This is a genomic window from Stappia sp., from assembly GCF_965276915.1.
Taxonomy (GTDB): domain Bacteria; phylum Pseudomonadota; class Alphaproteobacteria; order Rhizobiales; family Stappiaceae; genus Stappia.
Window position 1 is genome coordinate 4,405,550 of sequence record NZ_OZ255709.1, and the last position, 24,363, is coordinate 4,429,912.

At 65.6% G+C, this 24,363-nt stretch carries 21 protein-coding genes; 13 read left to right on the plus strand and 8 right to left on the minus strand.

Features of this window, described 5'->3' with window-relative positions:
• Positions 1–11: 11 nt before the first annotated feature.
• A complete protein-coding gene (locus tag ACQY46_RS20590; RefSeq protein ID WP_428697838.1) occupies positions 12–2,225 on the plus strand; it encodes a putative bifunctional diguanylate cyclase/phosphodiesterase in 2,214 nt (737 codons plus the stop codon).
• Positions 2,226–2,257: 32 nt separating this feature from the next.
• On the opposite strand, the gene ACQY46_RS20595 is transcribed toward ACQY46_RS20590, so the two are convergent.
• Positions 2,258–2,812 (minus strand): winged helix DNA-binding protein, encoded by a 555-nt coding sequence (locus ACQY46_RS20595; protein ID WP_428697839.1) that lies wholly within the window; start codon positions 2,810–2,812, stop codon positions 2,258–2,260.
• Between the two features lie 65 nt (positions 2,813–2,877).
• Positions 2,878–3,597, minus strand: a complete 720-nt coding sequence (locus ACQY46_RS20600) for an aspartate/glutamate racemase family protein (RefSeq protein WP_428697840.1) — start codon at positions 3,595–3,597, stop codon at positions 2,878–2,880.
• A 221-nt stretch (positions 3,598–3,818) separates the two neighbouring features.
• On the opposite strand from ACQY46_RS20600, the gene ACQY46_RS20605 reads away from it, so the two are divergent.
• From ACQY46_RS20605 to ACQY46_RS20635, 7 genes are all read left to right on the plus strand, one after another.
• Entirely contained in the window at positions 3,819–5,081 is a 1,263-nt protein-coding gene (locus ACQY46_RS20605) for an NAD(P)/FAD-dependent oxidoreductase (protein ID WP_428697841.1), read from the plus strand.
• A 103-nt stretch (positions 5,082–5,184) separates the two neighbouring features.
• Entirely contained in the window at positions 5,185–6,174 is a 990-nt protein-coding gene (locus tag ACQY46_RS20610) for a TRAP transporter substrate-binding protein (protein ID WP_428697842.1), read from the plus strand.
• Between the two features lie 228 nt (positions 6,175–6,402).
• Positions 6,403–6,936 (plus strand): TRAP transporter small permease, encoded by a 534-nt coding sequence (locus tag ACQY46_RS20615; protein WP_428697843.1) that lies wholly within the window; start codon positions 6,403–6,405, stop codon positions 6,934–6,936.
• Positions 6,937–6,942: 6 nt separating this feature from the next.
• Entirely contained in the window at positions 6,943–8,250 is a 1,308-nt protein-coding gene (locus ACQY46_RS20620; RefSeq protein ID WP_428697844.1) for a TRAP transporter large permease, read from the plus strand.
• Between the two features lie 153 nt (positions 8,251–8,403).
• Positions 8,404–12,006 carry a hydantoinase B/oxoprolinase family protein gene (locus tag ACQY46_RS20625; RefSeq protein ID WP_428697845.1) on the plus strand — a complete coding sequence of 1,201 codons (3,603 nt, stop codon included), beginning with the start codon at positions 8,404–8,406 and terminating at the stop codon, positions 12,004–12,006.
• A gap of 92 nt (positions 12,007–12,098) precedes the next feature.
• Positions 12,099–12,443: a hypothetical protein gene (locus ACQY46_RS20630; protein WP_428697846.1), complete on the plus strand. Its 345-nt coding sequence runs from the start codon at positions 12,099–12,101 to the stop codon at positions 12,441–12,443.
• 195 nt (positions 12,444–12,638) lie between these two features.
• Positions 12,639–13,652 carry a TIM44-like domain-containing protein gene (locus tag ACQY46_RS20635; RefSeq protein WP_428697847.1) on the plus strand — a complete coding sequence of 338 codons (1,014 nt, stop codon included), beginning with the start codon at positions 12,639–12,641 and terminating at the stop codon, positions 13,650–13,652.
• 56 nt (positions 13,653–13,708) lie between these two features.
• Here the strand turns inward: ACQY46_RS20635 and ACQY46_RS20640 are convergent, their stop codons facing one another.
• The 3 genes from ACQY46_RS20640 to ACQY46_RS20650 all read right to left on the minus strand — a co-directional run bounded on the left by ACQY46_RS20640 (position 13,709) and on the right by ACQY46_RS20650 (position 16,016).
• Positions 13,709–14,095, minus strand: coding sequence for an MAPEG family protein (locus ACQY46_RS20640; protein ID WP_428697848.1), 387 nt, complete (start codon positions 14,093–14,095; stop codon positions 13,709–13,711).
• 73 nt (positions 14,096–14,168) lie between these two features.
• Positions 14,169–15,137: an alpha/beta hydrolase gene (locus ACQY46_RS20645; protein WP_428697849.1), complete on the minus strand. Its 969-nt coding sequence runs from the start codon at positions 15,135–15,137 to the stop codon at positions 14,169–14,171.
• Positions 15,138–15,206: 69 nt separating this feature from the next.
• The gene (locus ACQY46_RS20650) at positions 15,207–16,016 is read right to left on the minus strand and encodes a HugZ family protein (protein WP_428697850.1); all 810 of its coding nucleotides are present in this window, start codon (positions 16,014–16,016) and stop codon (positions 15,207–15,209) included.
• 195 nt (positions 16,017–16,211) lie between these two features.
• Here ACQY46_RS20650 and ACQY46_RS20655 point away from each other — a divergent pair, with 195 nt between their 5' ends.
• The 4 genes from ACQY46_RS20655 to ACQY46_RS20670 all read left to right on the plus strand — a co-directional run bounded on the left by ACQY46_RS20655 (position 16,212) and on the right by ACQY46_RS20670 (position 19,562).
• Complete coding sequence (locus tag ACQY46_RS20655) at positions 16,212–16,712, plus strand: BA14K family protein (RefSeq protein WP_428697851.1); 501 nt, start codon at positions 16,212–16,214, stop codon at positions 16,710–16,712.
• A 180-nt stretch (positions 16,713–16,892) separates the two neighbouring features.
• The gene (locus ACQY46_RS20660) at positions 16,893–17,420 is read left to right on the plus strand and encodes a BA14K family protein (protein WP_428697852.1); all 528 of its coding nucleotides are present in this window, start codon (positions 16,893–16,895) and stop codon (positions 17,418–17,420) included.
• A gap of 205 nt (positions 17,421–17,625) precedes the next feature.
• The gene (locus ACQY46_RS20665; RefSeq protein WP_428697853.1) at positions 17,626–18,105 is read left to right on the plus strand and encodes a BA14K family protein; all 480 of its coding nucleotides are present in this window, start codon (positions 17,626–17,628) and stop codon (positions 18,103–18,105) included.
• 194 nt (positions 18,106–18,299) lie between these two features.
• Positions 18,300–19,562, plus strand: a complete 1,263-nt coding sequence (locus ACQY46_RS20670; RefSeq protein WP_428697854.1) for an amidase — start codon at positions 18,300–18,302, stop codon at positions 19,560–19,562.
• Between the two features lie 78 nt (positions 19,563–19,640).
• Here ACQY46_RS20670 and ACQY46_RS20675 read toward each other — a convergent pair whose 3' ends face one another.
• The 3 genes from ACQY46_RS20675 to tsaA form a co-directional block, all read right to left on the minus strand.
• Complete coding sequence (locus ACQY46_RS20675) at positions 19,641–20,726, minus strand: DUF2336 domain-containing protein (protein ID WP_428697855.1); 1,086 nt, start codon at positions 20,724–20,726, stop codon at positions 19,641–19,643.
• Between the two features lie 840 nt (positions 20,727–21,566).
• On the minus strand, positions 21,567–22,181 hold the full coding sequence (locus ACQY46_RS20680) for an FMN-dependent NADH-azoreductase (RefSeq protein WP_428697856.1): 615 nt from the start codon (positions 22,179–22,181) through the stop codon (positions 21,567–21,569).
• Between the two features lie 199 nt (positions 22,182–22,380).
• Complete coding sequence (gene tsaA, locus ACQY46_RS20685; RefSeq protein WP_428697857.1) at positions 22,381–22,884, minus strand: tRNA (N6-threonylcarbamoyladenosine(37)-N6)-methyltransferase TrmO; 504 nt, start codon at positions 22,882–22,884, stop codon at positions 22,381–22,383.
• 308 nt (positions 22,885–23,192) lie between these two features.
• Here tsaA and ACQY46_RS20690 point away from each other — a divergent pair, with 308 nt between their 5' ends.
• On the plus strand, positions 23,193–24,275 hold the full coding sequence (locus ACQY46_RS20690) for a DUF2336 domain-containing protein (RefSeq protein ID WP_428697858.1): 1,083 nt from the start codon (positions 23,193–23,195) through the stop codon (positions 24,273–24,275).
• Positions 24,276–24,363 lie beyond the last annotated feature (88 nt).

The window sequence follows — 24,363 nt, forward strand, 5'->3', positions numbered from 1 at the left end:
GGATGGGCGGTTTGCGCAACTTTCGAACACTTCTCGGAATTCTGACGGGATTTACCGTCGTTGTTGGCTTTGCCGCGGCGATCCACACTGCCAATGTTTTCTTCTCCCAGGCCATCTACACGCGCGATGCGCAGGAAGCGACACGCCGGATCGAGCGCGATCTGCAGGACTACATGCAGCAGCGCCGGATCGATGCGGCCGAACAAAACTCCAAGCCGCTCGCCGAACAGCCCCTCCGCCTCTCCATCGACAGCCTGGAGGGAGACCGCGCCGCGCGACGCGCACCGGCCATTCGCTTCCACCCAGCACCGCCCTCGACGGAATTGACCGTCACGGAGTTCATGGGCCACCTGGAAGGCAACGAGCTCGTCGCCACCGTGGCAATCGTCTGGTTCGACGAAAAGGCCCCTGCGGTCGACACCAGCACCATCCTGCCGCGCCTGCCGGAACCGCAGATCGCGCAGATGATGCCGCGCGTCGACCGGCTTCTGTCCGGTGTCCTGGGCAACACGGCACTGCCTGTCGACGTGCCCTCGAACTATCTGGGCAGGCGTGACGGGACAACATTGCTGGCGGTGCCGATCCGGGAGAACCACGCCGTCACGGGCGCGATGATCCTCTCCTATAACCAGGAGATGACCGGCCTGTTCCTCAACGACGTCATACGCATCGGCATCGCGGTGATGATGGCGATGGTCTTCGCCGCCATGGGCCTTGCCGCCTTCTTCGTCTGGAGCCGGTTCCGCGACCGGCTGCATGCCAGCAAGACCATCCAGTTCCTTGCCCATCACGATGCCCTGACAGGGCTGCCGAACCGGACGGTGTTCAGCACCAAGCTCAACGAGGCCTTGCGCCTGGCGCATGCCAAGGCGACCAATATCGCCGTGATGCTGATCGACGTCGACAAGTTCAAGGATGTCAACGACACGCATGGTCACGCCGCAGGCGACCTCTTCCTGCAGGTGATTGCCGACCGGCTGTCCAGTGTCTTCGGCGACCACCTGGTGGCCCGCCTGTCCGGAGACGAGTTCGCGGTGCTGATCGCCCGCGACAGCACGCGCAAGGCCGTCACAAAGCTTGCCGCCACGATGATCGCCGCGACCAAGATACCGACCCGCATCGACGGCAAGGACATACAGATTTCGCTCTCAATCGGCGTCGCGCAGGCAACGGAGGCCGCATGGCGGTCGTCCCGCCTGCTCCATTGCGCGGACCTTGCCCTTTACCGCGCCAAGCATTCCGGAAGGTCGACCTATGTCTGGTACTCGCCCGACATGGATGCCGATGCGCAGAAGCGCAAGATGCTGGAGGCGGACCTGCGCAACGCCTTGAAGCAGGACGAGTTCCGCCTGCTCTACCAGCCGCAGTTCTCGCTCTCGGACCTGCGCCTGACCGGCTATGAGACCCTGCTGCGCTGGGAGCACCCCGAGCGCGGCACGATTTCACCCACCGTGTTCATCCCGATTGCCGAAGATGCGGGCCTCATCGAGGAAATCGGCTCATGGGTGCTGAACCGGGCCTGCCATGAAGCCGCCCGCTGGCGTGATACCTCGCTGACGGTTGCCGTCAATGTGTCGCCGGCCCAGTTCAGTCCCGGCAAGACGGAACAGCGGGTCGCAGATGCACTGAAGGCAAGCGGCCTGGCGCCCGAGCGCCTGGAAATTGAGATCACCGAAAGTCTTCTGATCTCCGACACGGAGGCCGTCGTCAAAACGCTTTCCAGTATTCGCCAGATGGGGGCGTCCGTGGCAATGGACGACTTCGGCACCGGCTATTCGAGCCTCAGCTACCTGTCCCGCTTTCCCTTCGACACGATCAAGATCGATCGCTCCTTCGTCGCCACGGTCGGCAAGAACCCGACGACCGACGCGATCATCGCCTCCATCGTCGGTCTTGGACGGTCGCTCGGCGTCACCATCACCGCCGAGGGCGTGGAGAACGAGGACCAGGTGACCCTGCTGCGCGCCGCCGGCTGCGACAAGGTGCAAGGGTTCCTCTTCGGTCGGCCGATGGACCTGTCCGACAAGACCGCCCACCACAATGCAGCGCTGGCCCAGCAGGCAAAGCGCGACGCGCTGCTGTTGCCGCCCGCTCTTGGCGAGGCGAAAACCGCACTGCCGGAACAGGAGCCTCCTGCCCTGGACGTTGCCGGCGGCATTTCGCCCGAAACCGAGGCAACCGCCGGGGAAGAGGCCGCACCCGAACGCCGCAGCAACGTCGCCTGAGAATTGCACTCGGCCGCGATCGGGAATGCCGACTACATTGCGGCGGCGGCGCGTGCGGCCTGGTCGTAATGCCCCGAAACCGAGCGCAGTGTTGCGGCAAGCCGCGACAGTTCCACCTCGTCCATGCCGAGCCCTTTCACCGGCCCGACCAGCAGTGCCTCGCGCAGCCGCCGGTATTCCATGCAGGTCTTCTCGCCCGCCCGGGTGATCGCCACCGTTTTCTCCTTGCCGCGCTTGCCGGTCTCCACCAGACCGGCCGCAGCCAGCTTCTTCAGGGCGTAGGTGACTGTGTGCGTATCCTCGATATTGAGCACCAGGCAGATATCGGCGAGCGACTTCGGCCGGCCGCGATGATTGACCGAGTGCAGCACCAATGTGTCGAGCGGGCTCATGCCGGGGGCGCCGGCAGCCGCCATGCAGCGCACCATCCAGCGATGATAGGCATTGACCATCATGGTCACCGCGAACTCGACCTCGGAAAGCGCCGGCATGGCGCCGGAGGCCAGGTGGGCCGCTGAAACGACCGGACCGATACCGCCGCGCGCAACGTCTTCGCCCTGGCTTTCGGCCTGTGAACTGTCTGTCATGAAATTCCCGCCTGGATTACGTCTCCCCAAGCTACGGCAGGCAGCCGCATCGGGGCAACTCTCCATCAGGCGTAGCCATGCCGCCTGGGGACGAGGCCGGAGTGGAACCAGGTGACGAAGCTCTCGATGGAGTAAACCGGCAGACCGGTCGCCGCACGGATATCCGCCGCATAGGGCACCATGTTGGTGCATTCGAGCACGATCGCCCCGACTTCCGGATGCCGCGAGGCGAACAGGCGCGCCGCCTCGATATTGTCGGCACGTGCCGCTTCCACGTCGAGGCTTGTCTCGTTGTCGAGAATGGCGCGGGTAAACTCGCTCCCGCCCTCCGTACCCATCACCGGCGTATCCGGCGCGCAACCCGCCGCCTCCAGATGCGCGGCCGTCAACGAGGAGGCCGAGATCGTCAGGATGCCGGCCCGCTTTCCCGGAGGCAGCAGGCGGTCGACCAGCGGCACCTGCATCAGCGAGGACGCGGCCACCGGCACGCCCAGCGCCGCCTGCAGGTCGCGCTGGAAGAGTGACAGGAACCCGCAATTGGTTGTGATGCCGTCGACGCCGTCGGCGACCAGATCCCGCCCGGCGGCGATGAACGCATCCAGAAGCCCTCGCGCGCCCTGCCGCACCGCCCGGTCGGGCGTCGCGTCACGCACGATCCGGTAGTGGACGGGAAACGGCCAGGTCAGCGCGTTGCCCATGTCGCCGGGAATACGCGGAAACCGCGCCTCCAGCATCAGTATCCCCACCGCCGCGCCATAGAGCGCCTTGCCGCCTTCAACTTTCATGTCGACCCTCCCGTCAGGCATACCGCCCGGACTTCATAGAAAGGGCGTGCCGGCAACCCTGCGTCAAGAGCTCTACCCGACTGCCCCTCAACATGGTTCGGCCACCCCGCATCCGCGTCAGATGCCACTGGACGGCAATATTACAAACAATTTGTCGATAAATCGTTGACAATACGGCCTGCCCACGTGACACTTGTGACAATCTGCTGGGGAGAGACTTGGTGCAGCGGCACGGCAGCGAACGGTTGAGGATTGTCGTCATTGGCGCTGGCATCGTCGGCGCGAGCACAGCGCTCTGGCTGGCCCGCGACGGACACGACGTCACGCTTGTCGACCGCGCCGCGCCCGGCGAAGGCACCTCGCACGGCAATGGCGGCGTGCTCGCCTCCTGCGCCGTGGTGCCGGTCACCGTCCCCGGCCTGCCGCGCAAGGCGCCGGCCATGCTGCTCGATTCCGACAGTCCGCTTTTCCTGCGCTGGTCCTACCTGCCCCGCCTGCTGCCCTGGCTTGCCCGCTATCTCTCCCATTGTCGGACGGAGGAGACCGCCCGCATCTCGCGCGCGCTTTTTCCCATCATCGGCAACAGCCTTGAGGACCATCAGGCGATTGCCGCCGGCACTCCGGCGGAACGCTGGCTTGTCCCGTCCGATTATCTCTATGTCTACCGCGACCGCGCGGCTTTCGCGGCGGACGCCTTCGGCTGGAACCTGCGCCGCGCGGCCGGCTTTTCCTGGGAGGAGATCGAAGGCGGCGCCGTTGCCGCCTACGATCCGCTGCTCGGGCCGGAAAACCGCTTCGCCATCCGCCTTTCCGACCACGGTGTCATCCGCGATCCGGGCCGCTACGTGAAGGATCTCGCCGCCCATCTGGAAACGCTGGGCGGGCGTGTGCTGCGCGCCTCCGTCGAGGGCTTTCGCTTCGACAACGGCCGGCTTGCCGGGCTTGCCACCGATGGCGGTCCTCTCGACTGCGACCGCGCCGTTCTTGCCACCGGCGTCTGGTCGAAGGGCCTGGCCCGCCAGCTCGGCATCTCGGTTCCGCTGGAGAGCGAGCGCGGCTACCATCTGGAGCTGGAGGAGCCGAGCGGCTTCCCTCGCGCGCCTGCCATGTTCGCCTCGGCGAAATTCGTCGCCACGCCGCTGGAGGGCCGGATCCGTCTTGCCGGCATCGTCGAGTTCGGCGGATTGGAGGCAGGACCGGCGGAAGCGCCCTTCAAACTGCTGGAACGCCAGTTGCGCAAGGCGATGCCCGGGCTGTCCTGGCGCTCCACAAGACAATGGATGGGACACCGGCCGGCACCGGCCGACTCCATCCCCGTAATCGGGCCGTCGCCGCGACATGGCGACGTCCTGATGGCCTTCGGCCACCATCATGTCGGCCTGACCGGCGGTCCCAGGACCGGCCGGCTGATTGCCGACCTGGTGAGCGGTCGCAGGCCGAATATCGACTTGGCCCCCTATTCGCCGGAGCGTTTCGCTGTCTAGAGTGAGGCCTTCGACGTCCTGCCGGGACCAGACACCGACCAGAGATCGTGAACGCTCCGGGACCCAAAACAACATCAGGGTCCGGAGACATGGAGGAGTGAAGATGACTGACCTTTTGAAGACCACCACCGGCATTGTAACCGCCGCCCTTCTTGCCGCATCCGCCGCCACGCCGGCCTTCGCCGCCGAGAAGTGGGACATGCCGCTCGCCTATCCGGCGACCAATTTCCATTCCGAGAATGCCGCCGCCTTCGCGGCCTGCGTGACCAAGGGCACCAGCGGCGAGATCGAGATCGTCACCCATCCGGGCGGCTCGCTGTTCGGCGGCGCCGACATCAAGCGCGCCGTGCAGACCGGCCAGGTGCCGATCGGCGAGCGCCTGCTGTCCGCCCATGCCAACGAGGATCCGCTGTTCGGCATCGACAGCATTCCCTTCCTCGCCACCTCCTTCGACGATTCCGTGAACCTGTGGAAGGCAGCCCAGGGCGCCGTGGAAGAGGCTCTCGACGGCCAGAACCTCGTCCTGCTCTACAGCGTGCCGTGGCCGCCCCAGGGCATGTATTTCAACATGGAGGTCAACTCCGTCGACGACATGAAGGGCGTCAAGTTCCGCGCCTACAACGCCGCGACCGCCAAGCTCGCCGAACTGACCGGCATGCTTCCGGTGCAGATCGAGGCGGCCGAGGTCTCCCAGGCCTTCGCCACCGGCGTTGCCCAGTCGATGATTTCCTCCGGTGCGACCGGCTATGACAGCAAGCTGTGGGAGAACGTCTCGCACTTCTACGAAGTCGATGCCTGGCTGCCGCGCAACTCGATCATGGTCAACAAGGACACGTGGGCCGGTCTCGACGACGCGACCAAGAAGGTCTTCACCGACTGTGCCGCCACCGCCGAGGCGGAAGGCCTGCAGAAGGCCAAGGACTACACCACCTTCACCCTCGACGGCCTGAAGTCGAACGGCATGCAGGTGCAGAAGCCGAGCGACAAGCTGAAGAGCGACCTTGCCGTGGTCGGCGAGACCATGACCGAGGAATGGCTGAAGGCCGCCGGCGACAAGGGCAAGGCCATCGTCGACGCCTACAAGGCGATGTAAGCGGCGCTTCCGCCGCCAGCATCACCTGACAGCCAGTCCCGGTACGCGCGCCTCGTGAAGGGGCGCCCGCCCGACAGCGGACCGGAGGACGACGGAGCCCGACAGGCGCCCCGTCGTCCCCTCCCCGCAGCGTCGGCGCCCGCCTCTGCTTGAGGCGGAGCGACCGGCATGCCCGTTGCGGCGCGAACCGCTCCCGGGACCCGGCGAAAAGAGATACGGAACACGACCATGACCGCACTCGGGCGAGGGCTGCGACGCCTTCTCGACGGCCTGTATTTTACCGGCGGGGTGTTTGCCGCCCTGTGCCTGATCTCCATCCTGGCCATCATCGTCGCGCAGATGATCGCCAGATGGACGGGCATGACCTTCCCCGGCGCCACCAGCTACGCCGGCTACGCGATGGCCTCCGCCTCGTTCTTCGCCTTCGCCCATGCGCTCAACAGGGGCGCGCATATCCGCGTCAGCATCCTGCTGTCAGCTCTCGGCGAGCGTCGCCGCTGGCTGGAAGTGTGGTGTTTCGCGATCGGCTCCGCACTGGCCGGCTATCTCGCTTACTACGCGATCAAGGCGGTCTACTGGTCCCGCAAGCTCAACGACATCAGCCAGGGCCAGGACGCGACGCCGCTCTGGATACCGCAGATGGCCATGGCAGCCGGCGCGGTGCTGCTCGCCATCGCCATGGCGGATCATCTCGTCCGCGTCCTTTTCCTCGGCGACCCCGGCATCAGGTCCGACACCGTCGAACAGAGCCACGGGGAGTAAGCCGCCATGGAAACCTTCGCTCCGATTGTCCTCTTTCTCTTCGTGCTGTTCCTGCTGCTCGGCAGCGGTGTATGGGTCGGCCTTGCCCTTCTCGGCGTCGCCTTTGTCGGCATGGAGCTTTTCACCACGCGCCCGGCCGGCGATGCGATGATCACCGTCATCTGGGCCGCCTCCTCCTCCTGGACGCTGACCGCGCTGCCGCTGTTCATCTGGATGGGCGAGATCCTCTACCGCACGCGCCTGTCGGAGGACATGTTCCGAGGTCTGTCGCCCTGGATGGCGAAGCTCCCCGGCGGCCTGCTGCATACCAACGTGGTCGGCTGCACGGTCTTTGCCGCCGTCTCCGGTTCCTCCGCCGCGACGCTGACCACCGTCGGCAAGATGTCGGTGCCGGAACTGCGCAAGCGCGACTACCCCGAGAAGATGGTGATCGGCACGCTGGCCGGCGCCGCCACCCTCGGCCTGATGATACCGCCCTCGCTGACGCTGATCGTCTATGGCGTGACCATCAACGAGTCGATCACCAAGCTGTTCATGGCGGGCATCCTTCCGGGCCTTGTGCTGGCCGCGATGTTCATGGGCTACATCGTCGTCTACGCCAAGCTTTCCAAGGACTACCACCCGCAACCTGAACCCGAGATGAGCTTCACCGAAAAGCTCGCCAACTCACGCTTCCTGCTGCCGGTGATCCTGCTCATCCTCGCGGTCATCGGATCGATGTATGTCGGCCTTGCAACCGCGACGGAGGCTGCCGCCATCGGCGTCGTCGGCGCGCTGGCGCTGGCGCTCGGCCAGGGTTCGCTGACCTGGAAGACCTTCGGCGAGAGCCTGATGGGCGCGACGCGAACCTCGGCGATGGTTGCGCTGATCCTGGCCGGCGCGGCTTTCCTGTCGCTGTCGATGGGCTTCACCGGCCTGCCGCGGGCGCTCGCCACCTGGATCGGCGGCCTCGAGCTCTCCCGTTTCGAGCTGCTGATGGCCCTGCTCGTCTTCTACATCATCATCGGCTGCTTCCTCGACGGCATCTCTTCGGTCGTGCTGACCATGGCCGTCGTCGAGCCGATGGTGCGCGCCGCCGGCATCGACCTGATCTGGTTCGGCATCTTCATCGTCGTGGTCGTCGAGATGGCGCAGATCACGCCGCCGATCGGCTTCAACCTGTTCGTGTTGCAAGGCATGACCCGGCACGAGATGACCTATATCGCCAAGGCGGCGCTGCCGATGTTCGCGATCATGGTCGTCATGGTGTTCCTGCTGATCGGCGTGCCGGATCTGGCCACCTGGCTGCCGGAGAACATGCGCAACCGGCCATGACCGCGTGGCGGCCGGGACAGCCCGGCCGCCGTTTCGGGCGGAATGAGACAAAACAACATTGACATTTTCTTGATAAATTGTTGATGTTGAAATCTCGATGACGGTGGCGCCGAAGGCGAAGCCGCAAACGAAAAGACCAGCGGAGAACGCAACATGACGACGGGCAAGTGGGACTTCTGGATCGACCGTGGCGGCACCTTCACCGACATCGTCGCCCGTACCCCGGAGGGTGCGATCAAGGCCCACAAGGTCCTGTCGGAAAACCCGGAGGCCTATCGCGACGCCGCCATCCAGGGCATCCGCGAGCTGATGGGCGTCGCCACCGGCGAGCGCATCCCGGCCGAGCGGATCGCCAACGTCAAGATGGGCACCACCGTCGCCACCAACGCATTGCTGGAACGCAAGGGCGACCGTACCCTGCTGGTCACCACGAAGGGTTTCCGCGACGCGCTGGAGATCGGCTACCAGGCCCGCCCCGACATCTTCGCCAAGGAGATCATCAAGCCGGAACTGCTCTATGAGCGCGTCGTCGAGGTCGCCGAGCGTGTCCGCGCCGACGGCACCATCGAGCAGGCGCCGGAGCTTGCCGCCGTCGAGGCCGAGCTGAAGGCCGCCTATGACAGCGGCATCCGCTCGGTCGCCATCGTCTTCATGCATGCCTATGCCTATCCCGCCCACGAGGCGGCGGTCGCCGAGGTGGCCCGCCGCGTCGGCTTCCCGCAGGTCTCTGTCAGCCACGAGGTCTCGCCGCTGATGAAACTGGTCGGGCGCGGCGACACCACCGTCGTCGACGCCTACCTCTCGCCGATCCTGCGCCGCTATGTCGAACAGGTGGCGAGCGAACTGCAGATCGAGGGCACCGGCTGCCGGCTGATGTTCATGCAGTCCTCGGGCGGCCTCACCGCCGCCGATCTCTTCCAGGGGAAGGACGCGATCCTGTCGGGTCCCGCCGGCGGCGTCGTCGGCGCGGTCGAGACCTCGAAGATGGCCGGCTTCGACGCCGTCATCGGCTTCGACATGGGCGGCACCTCCACGGATGTCTCGCATTTCAACGGCGAGTACGAGCGCGCCTTCGAGACCGAGGTCGCGGGCGTGCGCATGCGCGCGCCGATGATGATGATCCACACGGTCGCGGCCGGCGGCGGCTCGATCCTCCACTACCGCGATGGCCGCTTCCAGGTCGGCCCGGATTCGGCCGGCGCCAATCCCGGCCCCGCCTGCTACCGCCGCGGCGGACCGCTCGCCGTCACCGACGCCAACGTCATGGTCGGCAAGCTGCAGCCCGCCTTCTTCCCGAAGATCTTCGGCCCCGGCCGCGACGAGCCGCTCGACCGTGATGCGGTGGTGGCGAAGTTCGAGACGATGGCCGCGGAGATCGGCGATGGCCGGACGGCGGCCGAGGTCGCGGACGGCTTCCTCAAGATCGCCGTCGAGAACATGGCCAACGCGATCAAGAAGATTTCCGTCCAGCGCGGCTACGACGTCACCGGCTATGCCCTCACATGCTTCGGCGGCGCCGGCGGCCAGCATGCCTGCTCCGTCGCCGACAGCCTCGGCATGACGACGGTTGTCGTCCATCCGCTGTCCGGCATTCTCTCGGCCTACGGCATGGGACTTGCCGACATTCGTTCCACCCGCCAGCAGGCGGTCGTTCGTCGACTGGAACAGGGCATGCTTGCCGATCTCGAGGCGCTGGCCGGGCGCCTGCGCGACGAGACCCGCGCCGAGGTTGCCGGCCAGGGTGTGCCGGAAGGCGGGATCAGCGACCTGCCGCGCGCGCTGCTGCGCTACGAGGGCACCGACACGCCGATCGCCGTTCCCTATGCCAAGGGCGACATTCCGGCGATGACGGATGCCTTCGCCGATGCCCACCGCGCCCAGTTCGGCTTCGTCTACGAGAACAAGCCGATCGTCGTCGAGGCGCTCGAGGTGGAATCCGTCGGCGGCGGCTCCGGCATCGACGAGGCGGACCTGCCGCTCGTTTCCGGCGAGGCGGCACCCGCCGACAGCGGCCAGATCTTCGCGGAAGGAGGCTGGCGCGAGGCCGGCTTCTTCGCCCGCGCCGACCTGAAGCCCGGCAACACCGTCACCGGTCCGGCGCTGATCGTCGAGCCGCACCAGACCATCGTCATCGAGCCGGGCTGGCAGGCGACAATCACCGCCAAGGACCATGTCGTCCTGAAGCGTGTCGAGAAGCTCGCCCGGGCCGAGGCCATCGGCACGAAGGCCGACCCGGTGATGCTCGAGGTCTTCAACAACCTGTTCATGTCGATCGCCGAGCAGATGGGCGTGACCCTGCAGAACACAGCCTATTCGGTCAACGTCAAGGAGCGCCTCGACTTCTCCTGCGCCGTCTTCGACGCCTCCGGAGCGCTGGTCGCCAACGCCCCGCACATGCCGGTGCATCTGGGCTCCATGGACCGCTCGGTCGAGACCGTCATCAAGCTGAACACCGGCGACATCGCGCCGGGCGACGTCTTCGCGCTCAACGCCCCCTACAATGGCGGCACCCACCTGCCCGACATCACGGTCGTCTCGCCCGTCTTCGATGACGCCGGCATCGAGATCCTGTTCTGGGCGGCAAGCCGCGGCCACCACGCCGATGTCGGCGGCTCGGCGCCGGGCTCGATGACCCCGCGCGCCACCACCGTCGACGAGGAAGGCGTGCTGATCGACAACCTCAAGCTCGTCGACCGCGGCCGTTTCCGCGAGGAAGCCCTGGTCGAGGTGCTCACCAACCATCCCTGGCCGGTGCGCAACGTCACCCAGAACGTCGCCGACCTGAAGGCGCAGATCGCCGCCAACGAGAAGGGCGTTAAGGAACTCAGGAAGATGGTCGCCCATTTCGGCCTCGACGTGGTGCAGGCCTATATGGGCCATGTCCAGGACAATGCCGAGGAGAGCGTGCGCCGGGTCATCGAGGCGCTGAGCGACAGCGAGTTCGCCTACCCGACCGACCAGGGCTCGGTGATCAGGGTGAAGATCACCGTCGACAAGGCGAAGCGCGAGGCGACCGTCGACTTCACCGGCACCAGCGAGGTGAAGCCGAACAACTTCAACGCGCCCGAGCCGGTCACCCGGGCCGCCGTGCTCTACTGCTTCCGCGTCATGGTGGAAGGCGACATCCCGATGAACGCCGGCTGCCTGCGCCCGATCCACATCGTCATCCCGGACGAGTGCATGCTGAAGCCGACCTATCCGGCCGCCGTCGTCGCCGGCAATGTGGAAACCAGCCAGCACGTCACCAACGCGCTGTTCGGCGCGCTGAAGGCGATGGCCAACAGCCAGGGGTCGATGAACAACCTGACCTTCGGCAACGACACCTACCAGTATTACGAGACCCTGTGCTCGGGCTCGCCGGCAGGTCCGGGCTTCAACGGCACCGACGGCGTTCACGTGCACATGACCAACTCGCGCCTGACCGATCCGGAAGTGCTGGAGTTCCGCTATCCCGTCCTGCTCGAGGATTTCCACATCCGCGAGGGCTCGGGCGGACGCGGCAAGTGGCATGCCGGCAACGGCACCAGGCGCACCATCCGCTTCCTCGAGGAAATGGAGCTGGCGATCCTCTCCTCCCACCGCACCATCGCCCCCAAAGGCATGGAAGGCGGCGAGGACGGGCAACTCGGCAAGACCCTGGTGCGCCGTCTCGACGGCACGATGGAGGAACTCGCCGGTTGCGACCAGACGGTGCTGAAGGCGGGCGAGGCGGTCACCGTCATCACCCCCACGGCGGGCGGCTGGGGCAAGGCGTAACCGAGGAAAAATAATCCGGCTTCTCAGGTTTCAGGCGCGGCTGTATCTTCGCGCGCCGGCGATTGGGCCGCGCCTTTTCCTGAGGTCTTCACATGAAGCACAAGCTGGTTCTCGCCGCATTCCTTTCCCTGTCCGCCTTCGCCGTTTCCGCCCCCGGCGGTGTTCAGGCGACCGAATGGCTTTTCAATCTGGAGAACCGCTCGACCGCCAACGTCACCACCTTCCGCACCCAGGAAAACGGCGCTTGGAGTGACAACTGGCTGGAAGAGATCGTTGCGCCGGGAGAGGTGTTCGAAATGGATTTCGGCACCAACGAGGGCGATTGCACGGTGCGCACGCGCATCGAGTTCACCGACGGCACCTTCGTCGACACGGATATCGACTACTGCAACATGACCACCATCACCGTTCGCAACAACGACGTGGTCTGGAAGTGACCCCGTCCATGGGCTGGCGCTGCGGCGACTGCGCAAGCGGCCAGCATTGAACGGAACGGGGCGGCGCCGGATGGCGCCGCCTTTTTTCTTGCGCAAACAAGAGGAAAGAAGCGCTCCTTGCGCTGGTAACGCGCCAGGCGGCCTCCCATATGACGGTCGTTGTTCTCGACCTGAACCTCGTGGAGGAAATCCCTGATGCAAGCTGCCGCCCGCCGGATGCGCAAGACGACAGCCGCCATTGCCCTCGGAATCGCCGCGCTTTTTGCCGCCGTCGATTTTGCTGAGGCCCGCCGGGCCGGCGGCGGCGGCTTCGGCAGTCGTGGCGCCCGCACCTTTTCCGCGCCCGCCCCGACCAACACCGCCCCCGGCGCCGCCTCGCCTGTCCAGCGCACGATGACGCCGCAACCCGCGCAGGGCCAGCAGGCAGCCCCCGGTGCCGCTGCCCGGCAGCAGCAGGCAGCACAACCCTCGCGCGGCCTCTTCGGCGGCATGGGCGGCGCCCTTCTCGGCGGCCTGCTGATGGGCGGTCTGCTCGGCATGCTCTTCGGCGGCGGCCTCGGCGGTTTTGCCGGCTTCATCGGCCTGATCCTTCAGGTGGCCCTGATCGGCTTCCTCGTCGTTCTGGCGATGCGCTTCTTCGGCGCCCGGCGCCAGCAGCCGGCAGCCGTGGCGGCCGGCGGAGCCCGTCCGGATTTCGGCGGCAACGCCGGGGACACGACACACACGCCGTTCAGCTTCGGCGGCAATGGCGGCGGCAGCCCCAGTGCCGCCCCGTCGTTTCACGCTCCGGTCATGGAAACGCCGCTCGAGCCGGAAGGTGCCGATTTCGACCGCTTCGAACAGCTGCTTGGCGAGGTGCAGGACGCCTACGGCCGAGAGGACTATGCCGCTCTGCGCCGTCTCGCCACGCCCGAGGCCATGTCCTTCCTCGCCGAGGAACTGGGCGAACTCGCGTCTGCCGGCAAGCGCAACAGCGTTTCGGATGTGAAGCTCCTGCAGGGCGACCTGTCCGAAGCCTGGAGTGAAGGCGATGATGACTTCGCGACGGTCGCCATGCGCTTCTCCGCTCTTGACGCCATCCTCGACCGCAACTCGGGCCAGGTTCTTTCAGGCAGCCTGGACGAACCCCAGGAAAGCACCGAACTGTGGACCTTCCGCCGCCGGAAGGGCGGCGAATGGATGCTCGCGGCCATTCAGGGCACCGAGTAGGCCTCTCCAGAGTTCGGTACGACATCGGAAGCCGCCCCACCCGGGCGGTTTCCTTGTCAGCCGAATGCCAGCCACAGCAACGTCAGCGCGGCAATCGAGATACTGGAGAACGTCAGGGTCATGCCGCTAACCCGGAAGACGAGGCGCTCCTTGACCTGCGAGACCCCGTAGGCATGCAGGACCCGTCCGCCAAGCAGCATCGCGCCCAGCGCATGAACAAGCAGCCCCGGCGCACCCTGGATTTCCGAAAACCCGATCAGCAGCAACGCCAGGGGACCATACTCGGCGCAATTGGCCTGGACGCGGATGCGTCGCAGAAGTTCCGGGTGGCCGCCATCGCCAAGGGCCGTCAGCGTCTTTGCCCGGCACCGGGCGACGCGGCCACTGAGAACCAGGAAGAGCACCGCGAACACCGCAGCGTAGACGGAGGTTATGGCGACCATTTCAAGGCTCCCGGTTTGTTGTGAGGTCCGCCCGTCCCGGCCGCCGGACGCGGGGAGACAAGGACGCGGGCACCTACCTGCCGGTTACGGCAAACATCCAGTTGAGGATCAGTCGCCAATCGGTCATCCGGATCGGGGTGCCATGGGTGCCGGTCTCGAACAGGGTGAAGCGTGCCGGATATTTCGGTGCGCGCGCCTTCAGCCGCTCGAAGAACTTCGCCTGCCGCTTCCAGTCATACACCTCGTCCCAGCTGCCATGGCCGAAATAGATCGGCAGCGACGCCGCCCGGAAGGTCGCGCTGGAGAAGAACCCCTCGTCCCATGTCGAACCCATCAGCAGGATGCCGCCCATCATCCGCGCCGCACCGCTGTCCTGGGCCAGCCGCCAGCACAGGAAGCCCCCCATCGAGCCGCAGGCGACATAGGCCCGCGCGCCCGGCGAGCGCTGCGTGTAATGCTGTATCAGCGCTTTGACGTCAGCGGCGCCCCGCTCCTTGAAATCCTTCACGTCGAGCGTGATGTAGAGCCCGGAATTGCGCACCATCAGGTTCTTGATGCGGTTGAAGTTGCCGCCGAAACTGACGTCGTTCATGCCCTGGAAGCGGTTTCCGCCCTGGCCGTGCACATAGATCACCACCGCCTTGGCGCCACGCGGTTCGCCGACGCGCATATAGGAGATCGTGCGCCCGTTCGCCTGCAGGGTCAGGTCTTCCTGGGTACTGCTCGGCTTCATCGACACGTATTCGCCGAAGACCTCGCGCTCCCACACCTTGTCCCGCCGGTGGATGTCGCGGCGCTTGTCATAGTCGACGATGACGAAGGCATCGTCCGGCTTTCCCGCGAGCAGGCCGGGATAGTCGAACAGTCGGTCCTTGAAGGACTCCAGCCGGTAGGCTGCGGCCGGCCCGGCGCCAAGCAGCACAGCGGCGGCAAGCACGCCGGCCAGCAGTCCTACGGCCAGTCGCCCCCGTCCCGCTAGGATGGCCGTGCGCCCGACCGCGCTGTCACCAATCCTGCTGTCGGCGTTCAATATCTCGGCCATCCCTGTCCGGTATCCTCTTCCCGGTTCGGCCCGGCGAATCCCGGGCGGTTCAAAAGCGTGCAAGGGTGATCATTCAACACCCCTTGCCTGTTTCGCAAGGGCGACCAGCCGGGGACGCAGGTCCCCCGCACTTTCCAGCGGCGGTGCAAAAACGAGCCGGGCGACCTTGTCGCCGTCGACGAAATCGAGCCCCTCCGGATCGAAGGAGGACAGCAGCCATGCCCCCTCGCCGGCCCTGGCAAGCTTTTCGGCATAAAGCTGCACGGCATCGAGATGGTCCTCGTGCATGTGCGCGATTGCCCCGGCCTCCATCGCGGAGAGCCCCGCGAGCGCCGCACTCTCGACCAGAAGATCCCGTGCCGAGAGCAGATAGGCCTTGCCGAAGCCGCCGTTGAGGCTCGCGCGCACCGGACGCACCCGGTAGAAGGCGAAATCCGCGAAATCGGCATAGAGCTTCGCCTTGGGATGGCGGGCCAGGTAGCGGCGGCGGATATCGGCAAGGGCCGGATCGCCCGCCTCCACCTTCTCCGCCTCGGCGACGATGCTCAGGCGGGGATGGGCGAGCGGGTCGCCCTTGCCCGGTTCCCCGACGAGAAGCGAGCAGCGCCGGTCGTCCGCCAGGGCCCTGGTGTGCTGCGACAGGGTCGAGACCAGCATCACCGGCGTGCCGTCCATCTCCGTGGCCAGGGCGACGCGAGAGACAAAGGGCGAGCCGTCCTGCGGATCGAGAACGGCCAGCCCCCCGTAGCGGGCCGTCCGCATCAGCTTGCGGGCAAGGCCCCGCGCCTCGTCATCCGTCGGCCGGATGGTCTGGGGGCGGTCTGTCGGGGCGGATCCCGCCTCTGGGGCATCTGTCGTGGAGCGGTCGGATACGGCCATGGAACACCTCGGCATTGTCAGGTCATCGTGCTTCTGGCTTGCGCATCCGGTGCGTGGCTGCACCGACTTTTGCCTTGCCTCGGCGGTCTTTGCAACGCGCGCAACCCTTCCGCCACGACTGATGGGTCATCCTCTCGCCACATTGGGGGCAATGGTTGAGAGCGACTGTCAACCGGCCCGAAAGGAGGAACCCCGATGAAAAGGGCAACCGGCCTTGTGCCGCGCAAATTCGCCCGCTGGCTCGTTAGTGGCACGCTTGCGACCGCATTGGCGCTGGCGGCGAACATGGCGTTTCCAACAGCGGCGGCGGCCGACCATATCCGCCCAGCCCTCCCCGGCGCGTCCCTCGTCTATGTGGGCGGACGGCGGCACCATTACCGGCACAGGCACTACCGGCCCCGGCACTGGCGTTACAGACATCATCGCCGATACCGTCCCTACCGCCGCAGCGGCGTCTATTTCGGATATGGAGGCAACGGCGCGGCGGCGATGTTCGGTCTCGCAACCGGTGCCATTCTCGGCCAGGCGCTTGGCGGTCCCCAATATATCGACCCGCCGGTTCGCCGTGTCTATCGCGGCCGATATGCCCCGTGGACGCCGGCATGGTACAGCTACTGCGCACGCAAGTACCGCAGCTTCAATCCCGAGACCGGATACTTCCTGGCCTATTCGGGTCGCTACCGGTTCTGTCGCTAGCCACACTATCCGCCGGAACACGAGACGGGCTTCGAACCGGGGTGACAGGGAGTTTTCCTGCGACGAGGAGAGAGTTCGAACCTGAACGCCAGATGAACAGACATCTCAGGCACGGTTCAAGCTGAGCATGGCATTGTCGCGATACTGAAACACTCTCGCAGCCCTGAAGGGACCCGACCCATGGCTTTCAAGCGTCTCACCTCCCGCGTTCTCGCAGTTGCCCTGGCCGGCGCGGTGGCCCTGCCGGCAGCGGTTTCCATCGCCGAGGCCGGTGACGGGCACCGCAACTGGCGCAACAACGGCGGCCAGCACAAGGCCTTCCGTCATCGTGGCAATCGCGGTGGCCATCATGGTGGCCACCGCGGCAATCGTCGCGGCGGCAATGATGTCGGAGCGGCGGTCGCCCTCGGTGTCATCGGCCTTGCCACCGGCGCCATCATCGGCGGCGCCCTGAGTGCCCCCCGAGCGGAGCCCGAAATCATCTACGATCCGCGCTATCCCCGCCACTATGGCAGCGGCGTCGAGTATTTTGACCCCGCCGACCGCAACGCCGGTTACCGCCCGGCCGCACCGGTGGTCGAATATGATGCCTATCCCGCGCCCTATTCGGGCGAATGGTACCGCTACTGCGCCGAGAAGTACCGCAGCTTCAATCCGCGGACCGGCACCTACACCACCTATTCCGGCGAACAGCGCGTCTGCCGGTAATCAGACCGAACGGCCAGGAGGGATGGAACCTTCCTGGTCGCCGGCCGTTCAGCTAATGCCGGCCCGGCGTCCCGCGCATTCCCCCGGGGCCATGGCAGCCAGCACCTGAACACCGGCTCGACTGGCGTCGCCGGCAGCGGTTGAAGCCGAACATGGCATCGCCTCGATGGCGAAACCGCCTCGCAGTCCTGAAGGGAACCGAAACATGGTTTTCAAGCGTCTCACGTTTCACGTCCTCGCAGCCGCCCTGGCTGGTGCGATGGTTCTGCCGGCAGCGTCCCTTGCCAGCGCCGCTGGCGGCAGCTACGGCAGCAACAGTGCGACAGGCCTTCCCGCCGGCATCATCCTCGCCCAGACTGTCCCCGGCCGCGAGGACCACGCCGATCCGGACTACCTTTATCCGCACGAAATGCCGGGCGGCGGAATTCGCAAGAACGGCCGGAATTATCGCGACGGCCGGAACTATCGCGATGGCCGCAACTACCGCGACGGCCGCAACTACAGGGACAGCCGGCGCTATCGTGACCGGCGCTACCGTCCCGCACCGCCTCCGGTCGTCAACCGCGGCGGTCTGCGACCCTGGACCCCGGCATGGTATTCCTATTGCTCCGCCCGGTATCGCAGCTTCAATCCCCGCACCGGCACCTACACCACCTATTCCGGCCAGCGGCGCCTTTGCAGGTGACAACGCGGCCGGAACCGAAGATCAGGAGGCCGGCACGCATGCGTGCCGGCCTCTTTCGTTGCATGAAGACTTTTCCTCGCGACAGGATTGCATGGCGGTGCCGCTTTCGTGTTGCACGAGCAGCCTGACGGCAAAACCACTTGAAAAACCGGCATTTAGTTGCAAGATCACGGTTCCGCGGTTTGGAGAATCCGATGCTGTCAGCCCTAGAACTCGCGAAAGCGCTCCATTCCGGAAGCCGTCGGCTCGATGATATTTACCGGGAAATCGCCGAACGGATCGAGATCCGCGAGCCGGACGTCCGCGCCTTCGTTGTCCGGGATGTCGAGGCCGCGCTCCGGGCGGGACACGCGGCAACCGGTCCGCTGATGGGCCTGCCCATGGCGATCAAGGACAATATCGACACCGGCGACATGCCGACGGCCTACGGATCGCCAATCCACAAGGACCATCGGCCTGCCGTCGATGCCGCCATCGTCGCGCTGGCACGCCGCGCCGGCGCCGCCATCATCGGCAAGACCGTGACGACGGAGTTCGCCTTCTTTCAACCCGGACCGACGCGCAACCCGCACAATCCCGATCACACGCCGGGCGGCTCCTCGTCCGGGTCCGCCGCCGGTATCGCCGCGGGTTTCTTCCCCCTGGCGCTCGGCACCCAGACCGGCGGCTCCGTGGTCCGGCCGGCGGCATTCTGCGGCATCGCCGGATTCAAGCCCACCTTCGGCCGCCTGCCGACGGTCGGCCTCAAGTATTTCTCCTGGTCGCTCGACACGCTGGGCCTGTTCGGCAAGGGCATTGCCGATGTTGCCTTCGGTGCAGGTATCCTGGCCGGCCGCGACTGGCGGGTCGACACGATGGTGCCGACGCCGCCAAGGATCGGTCTGATCGAGCCCCAACCCTGGGCACAGGCCGACGACGACATGCTTACCGCCCTCGACACGGCGCGCGCGCTGGCGGAGCGCGCCGGTGCCCCCGTGCAACGCGTATCGCTGCCGCCGGTTTTCCGCGAGGCCTTCGCCGCTCACAAGGTGATCCAGGACTACGAGGCGACGCGCGCGCTGGCCGCCGAGTTCGACAAGGCAAGCGGGATGCTGAGCCCGATCCTGCGCGAGACGCTGCAGGAAGGCGCGACGATCGACGCCGAGGCCTATGACGCGGCCCAGGAGATCGCCGCGCAGGCGCGCCGGGCCCAGGCAGATCTGATGTCTCAGGTCGATGTGCTGATGATGCCCTCGGCACCTGGCGCCGCCCCCGCCGGACTGGCCTCGACCGGCTCGTCCGTCTTCAACCGGGTCTGGACCTTGATGGGCGCGCCCGCAGTCAATGTGCCCGGTCTGCAAAATGCGGCCGGCCTGCCGCTGGGCATCCAGCTCGTCGGGGCCAGCGGCCGCGATCGTGCAACGCTACAGGCTGCGCACTGGCTGGAAGGGCATTTCGCCGCCAGGGCAGACGCCTGACCGGCGCCCTGCCGCAAGGGCGATCGTCGCAACGCTTCGGAAAGGCACGAGAGGTCCCTGCGCCTGCAGTCAGGCGCTTCACGCGCCCGGCGGCGCGACGGGAAGCTTCAGCTTCTTCGCCATCGCCTTGAACGAGGCGACGGCCTCCTCGAGCGGGAGAGCTGCGTATTTGCGCGAGGATTCGCTCGCTGCCGCAGATGACAGCCGCATCCGCTTGCCACGCATGCGGGCAATCTTCATATAGGCCTCGTCCGAGACACCGCTCAGCCGGCAGAGGAAGAACAGCGGCTGCTCGTCCTCGCGATAGACGAGCGGCACCACCACGTTCTCCGGCCAGCCGACCCTGCGTGCGAGAAGCTGGCCGAGATCGAAGGCCCGCTCCTTGTCGGCGAACGCCCCCGCCGCAACGTCGATGGGGACGGATCCGTCAATCGCCCCGTCGATGAGTGTTGCCGTCTTCGACTTGGCGCCCTGGAACTCGCGCAGCTGTATCTCGACCTCGTTCTTCGTCCGCTCGGCAATAGCCTTGACCAGCGTCGGGTTGGCGTTTAGCTCGCGGATACGCTGTGCCTGCTCCTTCGACAGGAACGGCACCAGGCGCTGGGCCGCTGCCTCGGGCAAGTCCTCGCGCTCGCACAAGGCATTCTGCAGGTCGCTGTCCTTGCGGGCCCGGGCGACCAGCAGGTCGAAACTGTCCGCGCCGATCGCCGCGCCGGCATTGCCCAGCATCTGGCACAGGATCGCCGGGTCGCCGCGCTGGGCGATGACGCGGGTGAGGACGGGCTTGAGCCCCTGGCGCTTGCAGATCAGCGACAGATGCGCGCCGGAGACCGTGCCCGCCACTTCGGCGAGTTCATCGTCCGCAAGCGTCCGGTTGCGCTCCAGAACCGGTTTTGCCACCCCGATATCCTCGTCGGCGGCAAGCGCCTTCAGGAGATCTTTCGGCGCACCGGCCTCGACACAGATCTTTTCCGACATGCCGGTCCGGGCATCGACCTGGAGCCTGTCCAGCACCCGCAGGACCACATCGCCGAAGATCAGGCTGACGCGATCGCGCTCGTCCTCGCCGGCACGCAGGAAAAGATCGGTCAGCGCCGTCACCAGCTCGCCTGAGCTTTCCGCAGAACCCTCGCGTGCCAACTCCGTCAGTTGCACAGCGTTCATCGTCGACCCTTCTCGTTCATCTACAAGAAAACATAGATCGAACCGGTTTCTCTCCCGTTAACCCGTCCGTATAAACCGCAGTTTCCCGCCGCGGAAACCGTAAGTACATGAGTTTTCGTTCCTTTTCGGAACCCCACCCTACGGATGTCTACGTAGATCCGATATTGCATCGCACAACAACTTGTTCGTGCCTCACCTTTCCCCTGCGATCGACCCTGCGACATATCGGCAAACGAAACGGCGCCGGCAGCCTGCAAATCCCCCGCTCCACTGCGAATCCTGACAGGGCCGCAAAACCATTTCGCGCTCACCATGCAACGCAGCATCTTTTTCGCTTTGCCGGCTTGGCCCGGTAACTTATTGTTCACGTATCGAGAGACTGCGGGAGGCCACGAAATGACACTTGTCCGCAACATGAATCTCTTCGCCGTATGTGCGGCTTTCGTCTTCGTCGCAGCCATTGTGGTTGGCGCGATCTAGGACAGAACAACAAGCGCCGGGAGCCCCGGCGCGAAAAGGCGGCTCCTGCGTACATTCGAGCCGCTTGCCAACAAAAAGAACAATCCGAGGCAGGAATTTTCGGAATATTGCCCGCTGCGATACCGACGCAGCGACAGGCGCACCTGATCGCGCACAGGCACGGTGGCACGCCAGCCGACCCGATCCTGCCGGTGCCGGATCAAGGCGCAACCAATACGAAAGCCCGGGCAGATCCCTGCCCGGGCTTTTTGACTCCGTGCCACTTGACTTGGGGCCACTTGACTTCGGGCTGCTTGACTTCGGGCCACTTGACTTCGCGCCGCGATGGCCCGGCCGCCTCAGGCGGCGATCAGGCGGCGATCAGGCGGCGATCAGGCGGTTGACGGTCACATCCGCCTGCTGCTCCGCCTCGTGGACACGGGTTTCGCCGGCAACCATAAGCTGGTCGGCGGCCACCACGGAGACATCGGTGATGCCGATGAAGGCGAGCACGTGCTTGAGATATCCCGAGGCAAAATCGATCTCCGAGCCGACCTGGGTGCCGCCTGAAGCCAGCACGATGATCGCCTTCTTGCCCTTCAGCAGGCCGACAGGACCAGCCTCGCTATAGCTGAACGTCTCGCGCGCACGGGCAACGAGATCGATCCACGCCTTCAGGGCCGCCGGAATACCGAAATTGTAGACCGGAACGCCGAGCACCAGCACATCCGCGGCCCTGAGTTCGGCCACCAGCGTGTCGGAAAGGGCAAGGCGCGCCTTCTGCTCCGGCGAACGCGCGGAGGGATCCGTGAAGTTGGCGCCGACCCAGGCCTCGTCGACAACCGGAAGGCCGGCCGCGACATCGCGGGTGATGGTGGTAACCGATACGCTTCCCTCGCCAAGGCCGGCAATGACGCGATCTGCCAGCCGGCGGGTGATGGAGCCGTCGCGACGTGCGGAGGATTCGACGTTCAGGACGGTCAGGGACTTGCTCATGACATTCTCCGGATAGGGGCGCGCAGGCACGCGCCGTTCTGTGAAACCGAAGATATGTCGACGCAAGAGCCGCGATTAGACCTCTTTTTGTGAACGAACCTTTCAGCGCCCCGCGCTTCCCGGTCGAAGGCCAGGGAGACCGGACGCCAGCGGGCGACAACAGCGGAAGACGGCGGGGGCCATGTGCAGCGGTCCCGGGTCAGTCCTTGCGCCAGCCCACCTCCGCCCCTGGAACGCTGTCGGTGGTAGCGAAATACGGCTTGATGTCGACCAGCGGCGTGCCGTGCAGGCAATCGAGACCACGCACCAGGAAACCGTCATCGGTCATGTCGAGCCGCTCGACGACGGAGAGCGAGACCGGGTTCGGCCGGACCGGCGTGCGCAACGCGAAACAGCCATGCGCCCTGCGCGCGAAGCCCGGCGTCTGGACGATGAGGTCGCGACGCGCCTCGTGCATCCAGTAGAGCAGAATGAGATGGCTGCAGGTCTCGACCGACTTCAGCCCCTCCAGATAATCCGGCTTCAGCACCACCCGGCAGGTCTCGCGGCTCTGGCGGCCATTGCGCGGGCACTCCCCGCGCGTCTTCCAGGGAGTTTCGATGTGACCGATGAAAACGATGCCGGCATCCGCGGCAAGCGCTGCCGGATCCCTCTCAAGCTCAATCTCCCCGGCACGCGCCGGCATTGCCATCTTGTCGCTCATGAAACCTCTTTCCCGGCCCCGGCCGGCAATGTCGCACGGTTCGCTCGCATTTTTTCAGGGTCCGTTGCAGCACGTAGTTCCCGTGTCCCGGACAGGGCTCGAACGCCCTGTCGCAACGACTGGCGGGGGGACAACGACAAGTGCGATCCGGGCAATTTCGCAGTCCTCGGCATTTTAATCAAAATCGTCTCAAAATTTATCTCAAGTCTTTGAAAATAAAGATAATTAATTAGATGTCGCCCTGAATTTTTGTTTATTCGACTCATGCTACCTCAGACCGACGAAGCCAATCTCGCAGGGAAATAGCAATGTCAAACATGTCTACTACGGAGCTCGTGAACTTCGAGGCACTGGCCAACGAGAACGACATGTCGCGCCGCAACGAGCTGGCGCGCAACGTGGCGACCCTGTTCTCGCTGACTTCCGAGAAATGTTCCGAAGAACAGATCGAGGTTTACGATTCCGTCCTCGTGCGCCTGTCCGACATGGTCGAGATGCAAGCCCGTGCGTTCATCGCAGGCCGCCTGGCGTCCCTGCGCCGCGCTCCCGAGGCAACGATCCGCCGCCTCGCCAATGACGAGATCGAGGTTGCCAAGCCGGTTCTGGAAAGCTCGACCATCTTGCGCGATACCGACCTTGTCGAAATCTCGATGAAGCGAAGCGAGGACCACCGCGTGGCAATCGCCGCGCGCGAAATCCTCTCCGACATGGTCACCGACGTCCTGGTCGAAACCGGCGGCTCCGCCGTGCACCAGACGGTGGCGCGCAACGGCGGCGCCAGCCTGTCGAGCAAGGGCGTGCTTGGCCTTATCCAGGCATCGGGCCTGGACGAGGACCTGCAGATGGCCCTTGCAAACCGCTCCGATCTCGACGAGCAGGCTGTCTCGACGCTCGCGTCCCTTGCCAGCGAGCGGGTCCGCATGCGCCTCCTCGAGGCGAACACGGGCACGGATGGCGACGTGCCCCAGGCAGCGCGCGTGGCGGCCCAGAAACTCTCCAACGACTTCTGGTTGGGGCGCTACGACTTCGAAACGGCAATGGGGCGCGTGATGACGCTCGCCCGGGGGCCGGGCATCGATGAGGACACGCTGATCCATTTCGCGGAGGAAGACCGCTTCGCGGAGGCCGTCGCGACGTTCGCGATGATCGGCGACATCGGCATCGAGGAAGCCAAGCACTGGATGGTGCGATCCGACACCGATCCGTTCCTGATCGTCGCCAAGGCGGCAAACCTGGATGTATCGACAGTAGAAAAACTGCTTAAGGTCGGCCCCTGGCGCTACCGCCTGCGCGAGCCGGACCGTGCGCGGATCGTTGCCCGCTTCAAGGGCATCAATCCGCAGTCGGCACGGATGCTGGTGAACCAGTGGCACAGCCGGGTCGCCTGCTAAGGCACCCACCCGGCAAATTGAATCGTCCCGCCCGGACTTGCCGCTTGCCTTCGCAGCGCGTCTGGGATCGAATTCGCCTCGCCGTCCG